At 55.8% G+C, this 14,660-nt stretch carries 18 protein-coding genes and 1 tRNA gene; 9 read left to right on the forward strand and 10 right to left on the reverse strand.

What is annotated here, in order from left to right:
* Positions 1 to 16 precede the first annotated feature (16 nt).
* The 5 genes from AC3Y7R_RS07320 to AC3Y7R_RS07340 all read left to right on the forward strand — a co-directional run bounded on the left by AC3Y7R_RS07320 (position 17) and on the right by AC3Y7R_RS07340 (position 2,945).
* Positions 17 to 649 (forward strand): VOC family protein, encoded by a 633-nt coding sequence (locus AC3Y7R_RS07320; RefSeq protein ID WP_490041369.1) that lies wholly within the window; start codon positions 17 to 19, stop codon positions 647 to 649.
* 85 nt (positions 650 to 734) lie between these two features.
* Positions 735 to 1,424: a TerB family tellurite resistance protein gene (locus tag AC3Y7R_RS07325; protein ID WP_490041370.1), complete on the forward strand. Its 690-nt coding sequence runs from the start codon at positions 735 to 737 to the stop codon at positions 1,422 to 1,424.
* Positions 1,425 to 1,431: 7 nt separating this feature from the next.
* Complete coding sequence (locus AC3Y7R_RS07330) at positions 1,432 to 2,442, forward strand: endonuclease/exonuclease/phosphatase family protein (RefSeq protein ID WP_490041371.1); 1,011 nt, start codon at positions 1,432 to 1,434, stop codon at positions 2,440 to 2,442.
* Between the two features lie 38 nt (positions 2,443 to 2,480).
* The gene (locus AC3Y7R_RS07335; protein WP_490041372.1) at positions 2,481 to 2,792 is read left to right on the forward strand and encodes a hypothetical protein; all 312 of its coding nucleotides are present in this window, start codon (positions 2,481 to 2,483) and stop codon (positions 2,790 to 2,792) included.
* A 78-nt stretch (positions 2,793 to 2,870) separates the two neighbouring features.
* Positions 2,871 to 2,945 (forward strand) — tRNA-Gly (locus tag AC3Y7R_RS07340).
* 153 nt (positions 2,946 to 3,098) lie between these two features.
* Here the strand turns inward: AC3Y7R_RS07340 and AC3Y7R_RS07345 are convergent.
* A complete protein-coding gene (locus tag AC3Y7R_RS07345; RefSeq protein ID WP_490041373.1) occupies positions 3,099 to 3,728 on the reverse strand; it encodes an NAD(P)-dependent oxidoreductase in 630 nt (209 codons plus the stop codon).
* Positions 3,729 to 3,809: 81 nt separating this feature from the next.
* On the opposite strand from AC3Y7R_RS07345, the gene AC3Y7R_RS07350 reads away from it, so the two are divergent.
* Positions 3,810 to 4,397 (forward strand): TetR/AcrR family transcriptional regulator, encoded by a 588-nt coding sequence (locus AC3Y7R_RS07350; RefSeq protein WP_490041374.1) that lies wholly within the window; start codon positions 3,810 to 3,812, stop codon positions 4,395 to 4,397.
* Here the strand turns inward: AC3Y7R_RS07350 and AC3Y7R_RS07355 are convergent.
* The 6 genes from AC3Y7R_RS07355 to AC3Y7R_RS07380 form a co-directional block, all read right to left on the reverse strand.
* Positions 4,394 to 6,040 carry a Hint domain-containing protein gene (locus tag AC3Y7R_RS07355; RefSeq protein WP_490041375.1) on the reverse strand — a complete coding sequence of 549 codons (1,647 nt, stop codon included), beginning with the start codon at positions 6,038 to 6,040 and terminating at the stop codon, positions 4,394 to 4,396. The two genes, AC3Y7R_RS07350 and AC3Y7R_RS07355, sit on opposite strands and share 4 nt — an antisense overlap.
* A gap of 107 nt (positions 6,041 to 6,147) precedes the next feature.
* A complete protein-coding gene (locus tag AC3Y7R_RS07360; RefSeq protein ID WP_490041376.1) occupies positions 6,148 to 6,819 on the reverse strand; it encodes an aspartate/glutamate racemase family protein in 672 nt (223 codons plus the stop codon).
* 3 nt (positions 6,820 to 6,822) lie between these two features.
* Entirely contained in the window at positions 6,823 to 8,124 is a 1,302-nt protein-coding gene (locus AC3Y7R_RS07365) for a TRAP transporter large permease (protein ID WP_490041377.1), read from the reverse strand.
* Complete coding sequence (locus AC3Y7R_RS07370; protein ID WP_490041378.1) at positions 8,121 to 8,834, reverse strand: TRAP transporter small permease; 714 nt, start codon at positions 8,832 to 8,834, stop codon at positions 8,121 to 8,123. The genes AC3Y7R_RS07365 and AC3Y7R_RS07370 overlap by 4 nt, the downstream gene beginning before the upstream one ends.
* Before the next feature lie 87 nt (positions 8,835 to 8,921).
* Positions 8,922 to 9,908: a TRAP transporter substrate-binding protein gene (locus AC3Y7R_RS07375; protein WP_490041379.1), complete on the reverse strand. Its 987-nt coding sequence runs from the start codon at positions 9,906 to 9,908 to the stop codon at positions 8,922 to 8,924.
* Positions 9,909 to 9,927: 19 nt separating this feature from the next.
* Positions 9,928 to 11,187 (reverse strand): NAD(P)/FAD-dependent oxidoreductase, encoded by a 1,260-nt coding sequence (locus tag AC3Y7R_RS07380; RefSeq protein ID WP_490041380.1) that lies wholly within the window; start codon positions 11,185 to 11,187, stop codon positions 9,928 to 9,930.
* A 169-nt stretch (positions 11,188 to 11,356) separates the two neighbouring features.
* Here AC3Y7R_RS07380 and hisB point away from each other — a divergent pair, with 169 nt between their 5' ends.
* Together hisB and hisH are read left to right on the forward strand one after the other, a co-directional pair.
* Positions 11,357 to 11,944, forward strand: coding sequence for an imidazoleglycerol-phosphate dehydratase HisB (hisB, locus tag AC3Y7R_RS07385; RefSeq protein WP_490041381.1), 588 nt, complete (start codon positions 11,357 to 11,359; stop codon positions 11,942 to 11,944).
* A gap of 41 nt (positions 11,945 to 11,985) precedes the next feature.
* On the forward strand, positions 11,986 to 12,636 hold the full coding sequence (gene hisH, locus AC3Y7R_RS07390; protein WP_490041382.1) for an imidazole glycerol phosphate synthase subunit HisH: 651 nt from the start codon (positions 11,986 to 11,988) through the stop codon (positions 12,634 to 12,636).
* A 3-nt stretch (positions 12,637 to 12,639) separates the two neighbouring features.
* Here the strand turns inward: hisH and AC3Y7R_RS07395 are convergent, their stop codons facing one another.
* On the reverse strand, positions 12,640 to 12,795 hold the full coding sequence (locus AC3Y7R_RS07395) for a hypothetical protein (protein WP_490041383.1): 156 nt from the start codon (positions 12,793 to 12,795) through the stop codon (positions 12,640 to 12,642).
* A gap of 137 nt (positions 12,796 to 12,932) precedes the next feature.
* Entirely contained in the window at positions 12,933 to 13,319 is a 387-nt protein-coding gene (locus tag AC3Y7R_RS07400) for a DUF2147 domain-containing protein (protein WP_490041384.1), read from the reverse strand.
* Between the two features lie 117 nt (positions 13,320 to 13,436).
* Here AC3Y7R_RS07400 and hisA point away from each other — a divergent pair, with 117 nt between their 5' ends.
* Positions 13,437 to 14,159, forward strand: coding sequence for a 1-(5-phosphoribosyl)-5-[(5-phosphoribosylamino)methylideneamino]imidazole-4-carboxamide isomerase (gene hisA, locus AC3Y7R_RS07405; RefSeq protein WP_490041385.1), 723 nt, complete (start codon positions 13,437 to 13,439; stop codon positions 14,157 to 14,159).
* On the opposite strand, the gene AC3Y7R_RS07410 is transcribed toward hisA, so the two are convergent.
* Positions 14,156 to 14,596 (reverse strand): DUF302 domain-containing protein, encoded by a 441-nt coding sequence (locus tag AC3Y7R_RS07410; protein WP_490041386.1) that lies wholly within the window; start codon positions 14,594 to 14,596, stop codon positions 14,156 to 14,158. The genes hisA and AC3Y7R_RS07410 overlap by 4 nt on opposite strands.
* Positions 14,597 to 14,660 lie beyond the last annotated feature (64 nt).

The raw sequence follows: 14,660 nt of genomic DNA on the forward strand, positions 1-14,660 counted from the left end.
CGCCTATCATCGCGCCATGACACATCTCAGATTAGACCACCTAGCCCTTGCCGCCGAGACCCTCGATGCGGGACGTGCCCATGTAGAGGACGTGCTTGGCGTGAAGCTGCCGACGCGCGGCGAGCATCCGCAAATGGCCACCCATAACCACCTGCTATCACTTGGGCCGCAGGTCTATTTTGAGGTCATTGCGACAAACCCGAACGCCACGCCACCAAATCGCCCGCGTTGGTTTGACCTCGATAATTTCAAAGGGCCTGCGCGCCTGACCAATTGGATACTCGCCACCGACGACCTTGAGGCAACGCTTGCACTATTGCCCGACAGGTTCGGCGGGTTCGGCAAGCCCATAGCATTGCAGCGCGGCGATTTTCGCTGGTCTATGGCCGTGCCTGATGATGGTGTTTTGCCGTGGGGCGGTTGGGGGCCTGCGCTGATCCAGTGGCATGGCGGGCTGCACCCTGCCCCGTTGCTGCCCGACCAAAATACCCGGTTGCGGTCCGTGATCTTGCGCCACCCCGAGGCCGAAGACATCGCCCAAACATTTGCGCCGCTATTGCCCCGTGACACCATTATGTTCGAAGTTAACGCAACCGCCAGCCTAACCGCCAGTTTCGACACCACACAGGGCCCACGAGAACTGACATGAGCGGCAATCGGCCCAGACCTCGCGACCTTGTGATCACAGCGAAATTCCTCTGGCACGCTGAACTGAATAGTTTAATCTACCTTGCATGTCAGTATGGACACGCATAACCGACGCGCTTACTGCGCTGGCCGCAGGCGAAAGCCTGTCGGCGGTGTTTTCGCATCTGCGCACCCCGCCAGAGCGGCGCGTGGGCTTCACCATTGCCGTTATCGCACTTGGGGCAAAGATGGCCAAAGCCGATGGCCGCGTCACCCGAGACGAGGTTGCTGCCTTCCGCGAAATTTTCACCATCCCCCCCGAGGAAGAAGCCAGCGCGGCCAAGCTGTTCAACCTTGCGCGCCAAGATGTGGCCGGATTTGATGATTATGCCCGCAAAATTGCCGATATGTTTGAGGGCAATCACGACACCTTGCGCGACTTGATCGAGGGGCTGTTTCATATCGCCATGGCCGATGGCAGCTACCATCCGCAAGAAGACGAGTTCTTGCATGATGTGGCCCGCATCTTCCGCATTACCGAGCAGGAATTCCGCTGCCTGCGCTCGCGTTTTGTCCCTGATGCAACGCCTGACCCCTATGCGGTGCTTGATGCGTCGCCTGATATGGCGCTGAGCGATATTCGCAAACGCTGGCACCAGTTGGTCCGCGAAACTCATCCCGATGTGATGGCAGCGCGCGGCGTGCCACATGAGGCGGTCAAGATGGCGCAAAGGCGCCTTGTTGCGATCAATGCTGCATGGGAAGAAATCACCGCCAAGCATAGCAAGCCCGCGTGAGGTCTGCATGAGAATTGCGACCTACAATGTGGAGTGGTTCACCTACCTGTTTGGCAATGACAACCAACTGCGCCGGGACGATACGTGGTCGTCACGCTACAATGTCACCAAGATGATGCAAGCCGACGCCGTGGGGCAGGTGTTTCAGGCAATGGACGCCGATGTGGTGATGATAATCGAGGCACCGGATACCTCGCCCAACCGCTCGGGCGAGGCCGCATTGGAAAACTTCGCCAAGCATTTCAAACTGCGCACGTCACGCGCCCTGATCGGCTTTGACAACACCACCCAGCAAGAGATCGCGCTGCTGTATGACCCCAATGTCGTCACGGCGTCTCATGCCCCGCGCGACACCAAGGCAGCACCACGTTTCGATGGGGTTTTTCGCTTGGATCTGGACATTGACGCGACCGAGGACGAGGTGGTGTTCTCCAAGCCACCCCTAGAAGTGGCGCTGACAACCAAGTCAGGGGCCACGGTACAGCTGATCGGCGCGCATCTGAAGTCCAAAGCCCCGCATGGCGCGCGAAATGACGCCGACGCCATGCGTATTTCCATCGCCAACCGGCGCAAGCAACTGGCGCAATGCATCTGGCTGCATGCCCGCGTGGGCGCGCATCTGGCGGCCCAAGAGCCGGTTATTGTGATGGGGGATTTCAACGATGGCCCCGGTCTGGACACCTACGAGAAACTGTTCGGGCGCTCTGGCGTCGAGATCGTGTTGGGCCAGTCCGACGACCCGACCCGAAACCTGACCGACCCACATGCGCTGGCAGTGATCAGCCAGCCATTTGGCGCACGCCCGAGCACCTCGCGCTTTTATGTGCGCCACGAGAAGCGGTATTTAAACGCGCTTCTGGATTATATCATGGTGTCGCATGATCTGGCCGCCAAGTCGCCGCGCTGGCACATTTGGCACCCCTTTGATGACCCCGAGTGCTGGAACGTGCCTGAATTGCGCGAAGCCTTGCTGATGGCGTCCGACCACTTTCCGGTCACTTTGGATATTGACCTGTAAAATTTGAATTGTTGCGGCTTTAGCCCCATATTCAAGTTATGAAACAGCTGCTCATAGTTTGCGCCTTTGCGTTTGCCCCGCTCCCCGCCTTGGCGGATGACCCTAAACCACCCTTTAACTTTGGTGACATGGCACCGCTGGCCGATAGCCTGCGTGACCTGATGGAGGGGCTAACACAGGACATATTGCCCTTGATGGAGCAGCTTGGCGATATGATGCCGGACCTGAATGCCTACGAGGCCCCTGAAATCCTGCCAAATGGCGATATTCTTATCCGGCGCAAACCCAAACAGCCCCCTGCCCCGGACGCCCCGCCAGAGGCAAATTCAGACGGTAGCATCGACTTGTAACAACTTTTTTCGGCTCAGGTCGAATTTCTCTCTTGCGGCTCCCGCGCGGCCTCGCTAAATCACGGCTCACCAACGGATGCGGGCGTAGCTCAGGGGTAGAGCATAACCTTGCCAAGGTTAGGGTCGAGAGTTCGAATCTCTTCGCCCGCTCCAATTGGTAAAACGAAAAGGGCCACCTTCACGGGTGGCCTTTTTGTTTGCGCAGGCCAGTTTTTCCGCCACCAAGCCGGAGGACACCAAAAACACCACTGCGATGGCGTAACATGTCGATGCGCATTACCCATTGGCTCAGCCCTTTGCTCAGGTTTAGTTGGAGATGCCAACAGCGCGGTGCGTGTAGCGCAGATCTGCCAGTTGGCGCGCCAAGAAGTCCGCAACATCCGCCCGCGATATTTTAAGCGTCAGATTACGGTCGGTTTCCTTGATGTCTTCCTTGAAACCCGATGTGGCAGGGCCATCCGTGAAGGCACCGGGGCGCACAATGGTCCACTTCAGCCCACTGGCGCGTACCAAGTTTTCCTGCAACTCGTGATCTTGGAAGATCGTGCGTAAGAGCAAGCCAAACATGATCCGCTTCCAGAAGAAATTCAAATTCCCCCAGCTTTCATGTGCCCCCAGCGTTGACTGACAAATCAGCCGCTCCACCCCGTTGGCCTGCATCCCTTGAATGACAGTCATCGTGCCCGTTGAGCGGATAAGGCTGCTGCGTGACATGCCCGAACCAAGCGTAATCATCACCGCGTCATGGCCTTTGATGGCGTCTGTGACCGCCGCGCCATTTGTTGCGTCACCGGGCAGCAATGTCAGCATATCGTGTTGCAAGTTCAGCTTGCTTGGGGTGCGGGCAAACGCCGTGACCTTGTGGCCATCCTCTAGCATTTTCTTAACGGCCAGCGCCCCGATGGTTCCCGTGGCCCCAAATATGATCACCTTCATCTCAGGTCTCCTTTCGACTGCTTTACAAAACTTGACACCGCGTCAAGTTGACAGCGCTGCAATAAGCTTTAACTTTACATCATGTCAAGCAAACAAATTTCCACCCGCACCCGAATTTTAAAATCCACATGGGCCCTCTTGGAGGATGGCTCTGGCAGTGCCGTGCGCATGTCAGACATCGCCAAGGCTGCAAAAATCAGCCGGCAAGCCCTGTATCTACACTTTCCAAACAGGGCAGAATTGCTTGTTGCAACAACGCACTACCTTGATGAAATCTATGATGTCGAAGCCAAGCTGGTGGCAAGCCGCACGGCCAAAGCAGGCGCAGATCGCTTGAACGCATGGATTGAGGTTTGGGGGAATTACATCCCCAAGATATATGGAATCGCCACCGCTCTGATGGCGATGCAAGACAATGACGCCGAGGCGCATGCCGCATGGGAAGACCGAACACAGGCGGTTCGCCATGGCTGTGCTGCCGCGATATCGGCCCTGCAAATGGACAATTTACTCTCCCCCAGCCTCTCGGAAAAAGAGGCTACCGACATTTTATGGACCCTGCTATCTGTGCGCAATTGGGAGCAGTTGCGCATGGGGTGTGAGTGGTCACAGGACCGCTACATTGAAGTCACACAGGCGATAGCCGCACGGATGTTGATTGCAGATTAGGCCGCCAAGACATGCGCCATTGAACCCGGCACGCTGGTACGCGCAGACATGCCGTAGCTGCCAAGGTCGGTGCGCAATTGCGGGAACATCTCAAACAACTCTTCACGCGCCGCATCGTGCAGTCCGGGCAAGCTGTAGTCGCCCGGTTGAAAGCTTTCACTGGGCGCGCCATCTGCGGTGATGATTTGGTGACGGTCAAACATCAGGTGGAAATATTGCACCGGACCTTTGGCCAATTGGCGCACTGTGGTGCCATTCACCAGATGACACGCGGCACTCAGCACCTCTTCATCGCCAAAATATAGCTGTGCCAGATGACCCGTCAGCAACATTCGATGCTGCGGCGACACGCGCAAAATGCGGTCATTGCCAATCGCACCAATATCAAACTCTACCGGCGCATGTTGCGCAGTTGCTATCATCTGGCGACTGCCTGCCCAGCGAATTGGCTGCGGCCCGTCATCGCGGGTCAGCACCATATCACCGGGGCGCAGAGCCTCCACCCTACGTGGCCCGCTTGGGGTGGCAATCACCGCCCCCTTGCAAAAGCAAATCGGCGCGGCGTTAAACGTCACGAATGCGCTGTCAGTGTTCCCGTCGGTGTCGGAGATTGTATAGCTGAACGAGGTGGACCCCGTAGCGCCCCCGACATTCACCAATGTGATCGTGCCGTTGGCATTCAACGTCACCGTCTGCCCGGTATTCAATGTCACCGTCTGGCCCGAGGTAACGGCAACACCGTTAATTTCAGTGATGGTCAGCGCCTGCCCGTTAGGATCGGTGTCATTGGCCAGCACATCAACTGTTTTCGGGTTAACGCCCCATGTATCAATGCCGACGTCATCCAAGGCCACGGGATCGGTGTCCGTGGCGTCTGGCACGTTGTTGGAGGCGATAACAATCGCACTATCCCAAGCAGAATCCCCAACATCCGCGATACCAAGCAACAAGGTTTGGGCAACACCCGGCGTCACCGGAATATCCAGCGACAAGGTCACGGTGAACCCGTCCATCTCGGTCGCGAAGGTTCCGGCGGTATTGTCTATATACAGGTTCGGGTTGGCACTATCGAACACACCGTTGCCGGGGTTGGGGTCATTTGCCTGCGAGCCGTTGGTCGGGTTTACGACACCCGCATTGTTAATTCCGTTCACCGATATCTCACCCGAGCCAACCGATATCGGCTGCGTCACCCCGTCGATTTGCACCAAGGCAATATCGTTGAAATTGGAATAGACGTACTCGTTATATTCCTCGGAGTAGAACCGGAATTCTATGTTGAGCGTGGTTTGCCCGGGGTCGGCCGTAAAGTTGATCTCGATATAGGACGCATCGAAGGTATTGCTGCCTGAGGCCGTATCAAATGCTGCTACGCCATCTGTACCGCTGGTGTTCGTGCTGGTTCCACCTCCCTGATTATTTGCGCCGGTTGCATTGGCGAAGCCCGAAACATTACCGGTCGAGAATATGACACCTGTATCTGAGGGTAGCACGCCCGGATTTGTGGTGTCCCCGGCAGAATATGTTGCCGAAGCCGACGCATCACCAGAATAGGTTGCGGAGTTAATCGTAAACCCCCCACCCAATATTTCTGAGGCCATCGCGACGGCGCTGGCATTGGTATCTGTCGTTAGCGCAGGCATTTTCCACATTCCTAATTAAAGTCACATGGAAATAACTATTCAGGGGTGTTCTAAATGTGTCCGAGATTGGAAAATTCTAAGAAACAATACACGAAATTAGAGCTCATCTAATTGTAATCTGGACACACTGTATTTGGTCGGAGGCTTTCAATTTCTGTCAAAATATCCGAAACACTTGCCTTGGTTTTCAACCTCAAAGCGCGCTTATAGGGCGGCAGATTTGTGCATTCGAGTAATATATGCTTGGGGTTTTGACGTTTGTGGATCAACGCCGAGACCTCTTCGTTTGCACGCCCCGCATCAAGGTGCGGGTGGTCCCCGGAAATGACGCGACGTAGGTGACTGGCTTCAGGCAAGCCAATCACAGACGCCCGAAAATTGTCGTATTTGCCAAAGTGGCGCGCAGACAGGCAGTCACTATCATAGGTTAGTATCACGACCTCTTCAGGGGAAAACCGCCGCGATATTCGGTCCAATGCCACTAGTGATGAGCTGATAAACACCTGCCCTCGTCGCTGCGCAATTGCCGCCAGATGGTCCTGCCAATAGATCAAAAACCCGCAAGAGGTCACGACAATATCGCCGCGCGCCTGCTCTAGTGCCTGCTCGAACGGGGCTATATCAATCAGGTCCGGGCGTGCGGTGACAATCTTGCCGACACTGGCATTTGGCACGCGCAAAACCTCGATCTGAGCAGTGTACGTTTGTGGGCATGCCACATCCCCCGGCACACGCGGGAAATGCGTATCAAGTTGCAGCACGCTCAGCGCAGGGCGCATGGGCTAGCCGCGCACATTATTGGGCAACCACGTGGCCAATTGCGGCCATGCGACCAAAATCACCACCATCAACAGCATCAACAATACCATCGGGATTGCGGTCTTGGAGATGTAGCCGATCTCGTGCTTGGTCATGCCTTGCAGCACGAACAAGTTGAACCCGATGGGCGGCGTCACTTGCGCCATTTCCACCACCACAACGATGAAGATACCGAACCAAATCACGTCGATGCCCGCTTGGCGGATCATCGGCTCCACGATGGCCATGGTCAGCACTACGGATGAAATCCCATCCAAGAACATGCCCAGCACGATGTAGAATACCGTTAACGCGATGATCAGGGTGACCGGGGATAAATCCATGCCGTCGATCCATGCCGCCATTGCGCGTGGCAGGCCGGTAAAGCCCATGGACAGCGACAAGAACGCCGCCCCCATCAAGATAAGCGCAATCATCGCGGAGGTTCGCGTCGCGCCCATCAGGCTCTCGAAAAAGGCATCAAAGGTTAACGAGCGCTGGAATGCCGCCAAGGTTAGCGAGCCAATCACGCCCACGGCAGCGGCCTCGGTGGCGGTCGCCCAGCCGAAATACATCGATCCAATAACGGCGAAAACGAGCATCAAGACCGGCACCAAAAAGCGGCTCTCGGAGATCATTTCGCGCAAGCTCATGGAGGGCTCTGGCTCGGGGCGCTCATGCGGGCGCAGGTAGTGCCACGCCACGATATAGGACATAAACAGCGTCGCCAAAACAAGGCCCGGCAAGATGCCCGCCATGAATAATTTGATGATGCTCTCGTTGATCGAGACGCCGTAGACAATCAATGTCAGCGAGGGCGGGATCATCAGGCCGAGCGTTGCAGCGCCCGCCAATGTGCCCACGATCATATATTCCGGATAGCCGCGTTTACGCAGCTCTGGGATCGACATTTTACCAACCGTGGTTAGTGTCGCGGCAGATGATCCCGATACAGCGGCAAAGATTGTGCAGCCCGCAATATTGGTGTGCAGCAAACCGCCCGGAAGCCAGCGCATCCAAGGGGCAAGGCCGCGAAACATATCTTGGCTAAGGCGCGTTCGATACAAGATTTCGCCCATCCAGATAAACAGCGGCAAGGCGGTTAGCGTCCAGCTGCTGGCCCCTGTCCAGATGATGGTGATCATCGCATCGCCTGCCGGGCGGGTGGTGAACAGCTCTAGCCCGACCCACGCCACGCCCATCAACGCAAGGCCGATCCAGATCGAGCTGCCAAGCAGTGCAAAAAGGACGAATAGGAAAACCAGTGTTGCGGATGCTTCAATCATTCGACTGCCTCCGACACGATCGGATTTACGCCCGTCACCAACATGCGACACAGCGTATCCCAAAGTGCGATCGCCAACAGGACCGTGCCAATCGACATGGAAAGCTGCGGGATCCAAACGGGGGTGTAGACCAGCTTATCCGTGCTCTCGGCCATGGTGGACGCCCATTCCGTTGGCAGTTTTGAGGGCAAGGTGAACAGCTTCACCAGCCAGTCGGGGATTTGATCTTGGCCTTGTGTGCGGTCATTCAACATTTCCGAGAAGATGTTGGTTTTAATCGCATATCTGGCAAAATAAGTAGCGATCACCGCCGAGGCGAACACTGCAAAAACGTCCAGCCAGCGATTAAGAAACTTATTCATATTCAAGATGATCGACACGCGGATATGCGCGCCACGCGTCAAGGCATGCGCTAGTGCGAAAAATGAGGTCGCGGCCATGGCGTAGCCTGCGAACTCGGTCATTCCGGGCAGCGCCACACCGATCCAGCGCGCCACCATTTGCGCCACAATCAGCGCCAAAATAGTAACCATGAAGCACGCCGAGATTGCCCCGCTGGCAAAATACAACCGATCCAACCATCGCCATAGAGGGCGCAAAACATGCTCCAGACGCGGACCTGCGAAAAGGCAAATCAAGGCTAGAAATGTCGGAAATACAAAGAGCCACACCCAAAGGGGTAGCCCTAGAACCGGGGACCAGTCGCGCATATCAGTATCCTTAAGAGCCACGACCAAAGGTCGCAAAAGGCTGGCCGCGCGTGTATCGCGGCCAGCCTAAATCATGTCAGGAAACGCCTAGTTGGCGTTATAAGCGTCCAAGATTGCTTGACCTGCATCACCCGAAGTTGCCAGCCAGTCAGCCGTCATCTTTTTGCCAATCGCTTCCAACTCGGCCAAGAATTCTGGGCCTGCATCGGTGACGGTCATGCCGTTTTTGGCCAACTCGTCAAAGTAGAAGCCGGACAGTTCTTCAGATTTGGCAGCGCAAGACGCAGACGTCTCGTCAGCGGCTTTTTGGATGCTTGCTTGCAGCTCGCCATCCAGCCCTTCCCAGACCTGCGAGTTCACCATCACATAGTTGCGTGGCAGCCATGCGTTAACTTTGTAGTAGTGTGACAGATGCTCCCAAACTTTGCGGTCGTAGCCAGTTGAGCCCGACGAGATGAACGCCGACGCCACGCCCGTTGCCAAGGCTTGGCTAAGTTCAGCGGCCTCGATCTGTACGGGGATCATGCCCAATTCTTCGGCAAATGTTGCGGTGGCGGAGTTGTACGAGCGGAACTTGACGCCTTGCGTATCAGCAGAGGAATTTACCTCTTTGTTGAAGTAGAACCCTTGGCCCGGCCATGGGCACGAATAGAGCGCCACAAGGTTCAGATCGGCCAATTGCGTGTTTACACTTTCGCGCGCGGCTTCCCACAATTTTGCGTTATCAGCGTAGCTGGTGGCGACAAATGGCAGGTTGTCCCAGCCCAAAAGCGGGGCCTCGTTGGCGTGAGCGGACATAAAACGCTCGCCAATCGGGACTTGGCCGGTTTGGATGGCGCGTTTGATATCGCCACCGCCAAACAGCGAGCCGCCCGGATGCACGGTGATATCAATCGCGCCTTTGGTGTAGTCGCGTACTTTATCGGCAAAGATCACGCCTTGCTCGGAGTGAAAGTTGGTCGCGGAATAGGCCATCGGCATATCCCAAGCCTGCGCGTGGCCATCGGCCATAGCAGCGGTGGCGGCAACGGTGCCGCTAAGGGCCGCGACTGCGAATTTTGTAAATGTTGTCATCAAGATAGTCTCCCAGGTTTTATCCCCGCTTATACGAGGTGTATTTTTTAGGGTCGAACGCGGCGAGGTCCAGATTAGTGGCCTTGCCTGCGATCAGGTCCGCGATTATCCGACCCGTTTTCGGGCCGCCTGTCAATCCAACGTGTTGATGTCCAAAGGCGCTATAACTTTTTCCCGCCGCATCATTTGCCCCAATAAGGGGCAAGCTATCGGCGGGCGCGGGTCGATGTCCCATCCACTCGACCACCTCGCCCTCATAGCGTAAATCGGGCAATATTGCTGCAACTTGACGCTTCAATAACGCAAAAGGCGCAGTGCTGGGACCAGCCTTAAGCCCACCAAATTCGACCACCCCCGCGGCCCTGATGCGGCCATCCATCGGAGTGATAACAAATTTCCCCGAGGCCACCATCATCGGGGATTTGGGCATGAATGAGGGGTTATTAAATTCAAGATGATAACCACGCTCGCTCTCGAACGGGACTTTAACGCCTAATTTATGAGCAATTTCTTTCGACCAAGGTCCCATTGCAAAGACAATATGATCGGCGCGCATCATCCCCTCGCTGGTGTGAAGGGCACGCAAATTGCCGTCCTCCACGTCAATATCCGTGATTTGTGCAATTTGGATTGTACCGCCTTGGGCTGTGAAATGATCTGCCAGCGCCCTTACATAAGCGCCGGGATCGGAAATTCGGCCATGATTTTTGCAGCGTACAACCGTCTCGAATGCGGCGCCGTAAACTGGATCATATTGGGCGTAATCTGCGCCACGCACGACCTCGTATTTAACACCTGCCGCTTTGCGTTTGCCCCAGCCATACCCATCGGCCTCAAATGCCGCATGCGTTGAATAGCCAAAGCAATAATCCTCGTCGGTGATGTATTTTTCCGCCCCAGTGCCTGCGGCCAATGCACGGTGCTGCTCGACGCTGTCATGCAGCAACATCGACATGGAGCGTGCGTAATGATCAACATGCGCATCCGTGGCATAGCCCAGATATTTAGTAAGAAACGGCAATAGTTTGGGTAAATATCCCCAACGCAAAAACAAGGGCGCATCGCCATCCAGCAACATGCCCGGTGCTTTGCGCATGAGGCCCGGCACGCTGACCGGCACAACCGCGCCCGCCGCCAAAACGCCTGCATTGCCGTGGCTGGTGCCACTTGCAGGGCCTTCGCGGTCCACAACTGTGACCGAATACCCCGCGCGTTGCAGCCAGATAGCGCATGATATGCCGACGATTCCCGCGCCCGCCACTAAGATTTGCATTATCATTTCCCATATTCAAAATTGCTCGGATCTATGGAACAAGAATTTTAACGCACCCGCAAGCGTACAACGCTAGGCGTCATTTTCGCGACATTCCCCATGCCGCAGACCGCGCCCCCTTGGCGCGCGCCACTGGCCTGCGTATAAGGCAGCCAACGCGTCAAAGGAGCATGCCATGCGGACCGCAAAAATCACACGCAGCACGGCTGAAACTGAAATTTCGGTTGAGATCAATCTCGACGGATCAGGCAGCTATGACAACCAAACTGGCGTTGGGTTCTTTGACCACATGCTGGATCAGTTGGCCCGCCATGCGCTGATTGATATGACAGTTCGTGCCAAGGGTGATCTGCACATCGACGACCACCACACGGTCGAGGATACAGGCATCGCTTTGGGCCAAGCATTGGCTAAGGCTTTGGGCGACAAACGCGGCATTCGACGCTATGGCGAATGCCATTTAGCGATGGATGATGCACAGGTGCGTTGTGCGTTGGACCTGTCAGCACGCCCGTTCCTGATCTGTAACTTGGATATTCCGACCCAAAAAATCGGCATGTTTGACACCGAATTGGTGCGCGAATTCTTCCAAGCGTTCTCGACGCATGGCGGCATCACCTTGCATATTGACCAAATTCACGGCTTCAACAGCCACCACATTGTCGAGGCGGCATTCAAATCCGTCGCGCGCGCATTGCGCAATGCGGTAGAAACTGACCCGCGCAAAGCGGACGCGATCCCCTCCACCAAGGGAACGCTTTAGACGTTTTCTTGGGCCCTACCTGATCCAATCGGAGACCTTTCATGCTGACCGTCCTCGTCGATTACGACAGCGGCAATCTTCACTCTGCCGAGAAAGCATTTCAGCGCATGTCCACTGAGGTGGGCGGCGGCGAGGTTATCGTGTCCTCGCGCCCCGAAGATGTGGCGCGTGCTGATCGCATTGTGTTGCCCGGTGATGGCGCGTTCCCCGCCTGCCGTGATGCGTTAACCCGCGACCGTGCAGCCTTGTTTGAAGCCATCGTAGAGGGCGCTATTACCAAGGCGCGCCCCTTCATGGGGATTTGTGTCGGCATGCAAATGATGGCCAGCTGGGGACGTGAGTATGAGGACACCAAAGGCTTTGACTGGATCGGCGGCGAGATTGCAAAAATCACGCCATCTGACCCAAGCCTGAAAGTACCTCACATGGGGTGGAATGACCTGATTTTGGACGATACAAAACGAGGGCACCCCGTTCTCGAGGGTATTTCAAGCGGCGATCACGCCTATTTCGTGCACTCCTACAGCTTTCGCGTCGCGGATCCTGCACATCGCTTGGCGCATGTGGAATATGGCGGGGACATCACCGCCATTATTGGGCGCGACAACATGGTCGGTATGCAATTTCACCCTGAAAAGAGCCAAAGCACCGGCCTGCGGATGATCGCCAACTTCTTGCGGTGGACCCCTTAGCTTTTACCAGTTCATGGCCAAAACTGGCACGCCGCGCGCTTCGCTGTTTGACAGGATTTGCATCCACCCATCTGCGCCCGCGAGCGGGATAGCCATCTCGATGGGCGAACAGCCCATGGCCAAAAGCCCAACACCGATTATAACCAAAACCAATTTCATTATTACCTCCTGATGCCCGGCTATTGTTTAGCCTCAGGAAACAATCTGGCCCAATGCCCCATAAAAATTGGTAAATGCGCATCAAAAAAGGCCGGAGAATGCCCCGGCCTTTTCCTAAAATTCTAGCTAATCTGTTCTTACTTGAGGCGTGTCCAAGTCTGTTTCGAGCACAACAACCCGCCAGCGATACACCCTGCCAACTTCAGGCTATTGCCCCCCAAGTCGATTTTCCCAACGTATATTTTATCATTCGAGGGCCGCCAGACCTTGCCTTCATAATGCCCCCCACCTGTTGGCTTCATCGAGCGCACAATTTGCTTGCCAAGGTTTGGTGATTTGTACTCTCCAGACGCATTGAACGTCCGCGATATTGTGCCACAAATGGCTGCACCGCAGGTCTTGATGGTGACATGTGCGTAAGCCCCGTCATCCACCTGCGTTTTCCAGATACCCTCTGCCGGATCGGCCATAGCCTGCCCCGCGAAAGCCAGCGCAAAAGCGGCTGCTAATTTAAGCGTTTTCATAGTTTCCTCCCTGATTTAACCCTATCGTGCTACATATTGGCAATAAATCAAGCGTGACGTTGGGGCGAGGATATGGAATAGAGCGCCCGAATACTGCACTATCAAAGGTCCGCTCCCATGATTTTATACCCTGCAATCGACCTCAAAGACGGCAACTGCGTCCGCCTCTACAAAGGTGAAATGGAGCAAGCCACCGTCTTTAACGACAACCCAGCGGCCCAAGCATTGGCGTTTCAAGATGCGGGGTGCGAATGGTTGCATTTGGTTGATCTCAACGGGGCATTTGCGGGCGAGCCAGTCAATGGGGCGGCAGTAGATGCAATCCTAGAGCAGACAAATGTACCTGCACAGCTTGGCGGTGGTATCCGCGACATGGCAACAATTGAACGCTGGCTAGATAAAGGCCTCGCACGCGTAATTTTGGGCACCGTTGCGGTTGAAAACCCCGATCTGGTGCGCGAAGCCGCGCGTGCGTTTCCCGGCCATGTTGCTATCGGGTTGGACGCACGCAATGGCATGGTCGCAACGCGCGGTTGGGCCGAGGAAACCGACATCGAAGTCACCGAACTGGCCCGCCAGTTCGAAGATGCAGGCGTGGCCGCGCTAATTTATACCGACATCAACCGAGATGGCGCAATGCAGGGCCCCAACGTCGAGGCCACAGCCGCCTTGTCGCGCGCCGTATCCATCCCGGTGATTGCCTCTGGCGGTGTGTCATCGCTGGATGACTTGCGCGCCCTCAAAGCCACGGGCGCACCGCTGGATGGCGCAATTTCAGGCCGCGCACTTTATGATGGCGCTATCGACCTGAAAGAGGCGTTGGAGCTGTTAAAGGCTTAATTCGCAGCCGCGTTGGTCAGTTTGGCCAGCGCGCCCTGCATTTTCTTGACCACCTCGGCCTCTGGCGCAATGTCCAAGCCGCCAAACATGTCGGCGGGATCTTGATAGGTCAAAACCGCCCCCTCACCCGATGCGTAAGCCGCAACTTTCAACGGCAAAAACAGCGCCGCACGGATATCAGCAGTCATTGCCGCATTGCCCAGTTTTGGGTTGCCAAAAATCAACACCTGAGACGGCGGCAATTCCATACCCACACTCTGCGCGCCTTTCTCGTGGTCGACGCGCGCGAAAACCGTGGCACCAGCTTTGCCTACGGCAGCTTCTAGGGCATCCATAACCTCTGGCACGGATTTATCTGTATTAACGACGATCAGCTCAGCAGCAGCGGGCATGGCAAGGCTCATTGTTAGGGCAAGTAAAAGGGTTAATTGGCGCATGGATAACCTCCTCCGGAGCAAATGAGTAGATGGAATGACGTCACACCACCGCATCAGCGTGCAA

The organism is Litoreibacter sp. (genome assembly GCF_058136045.1).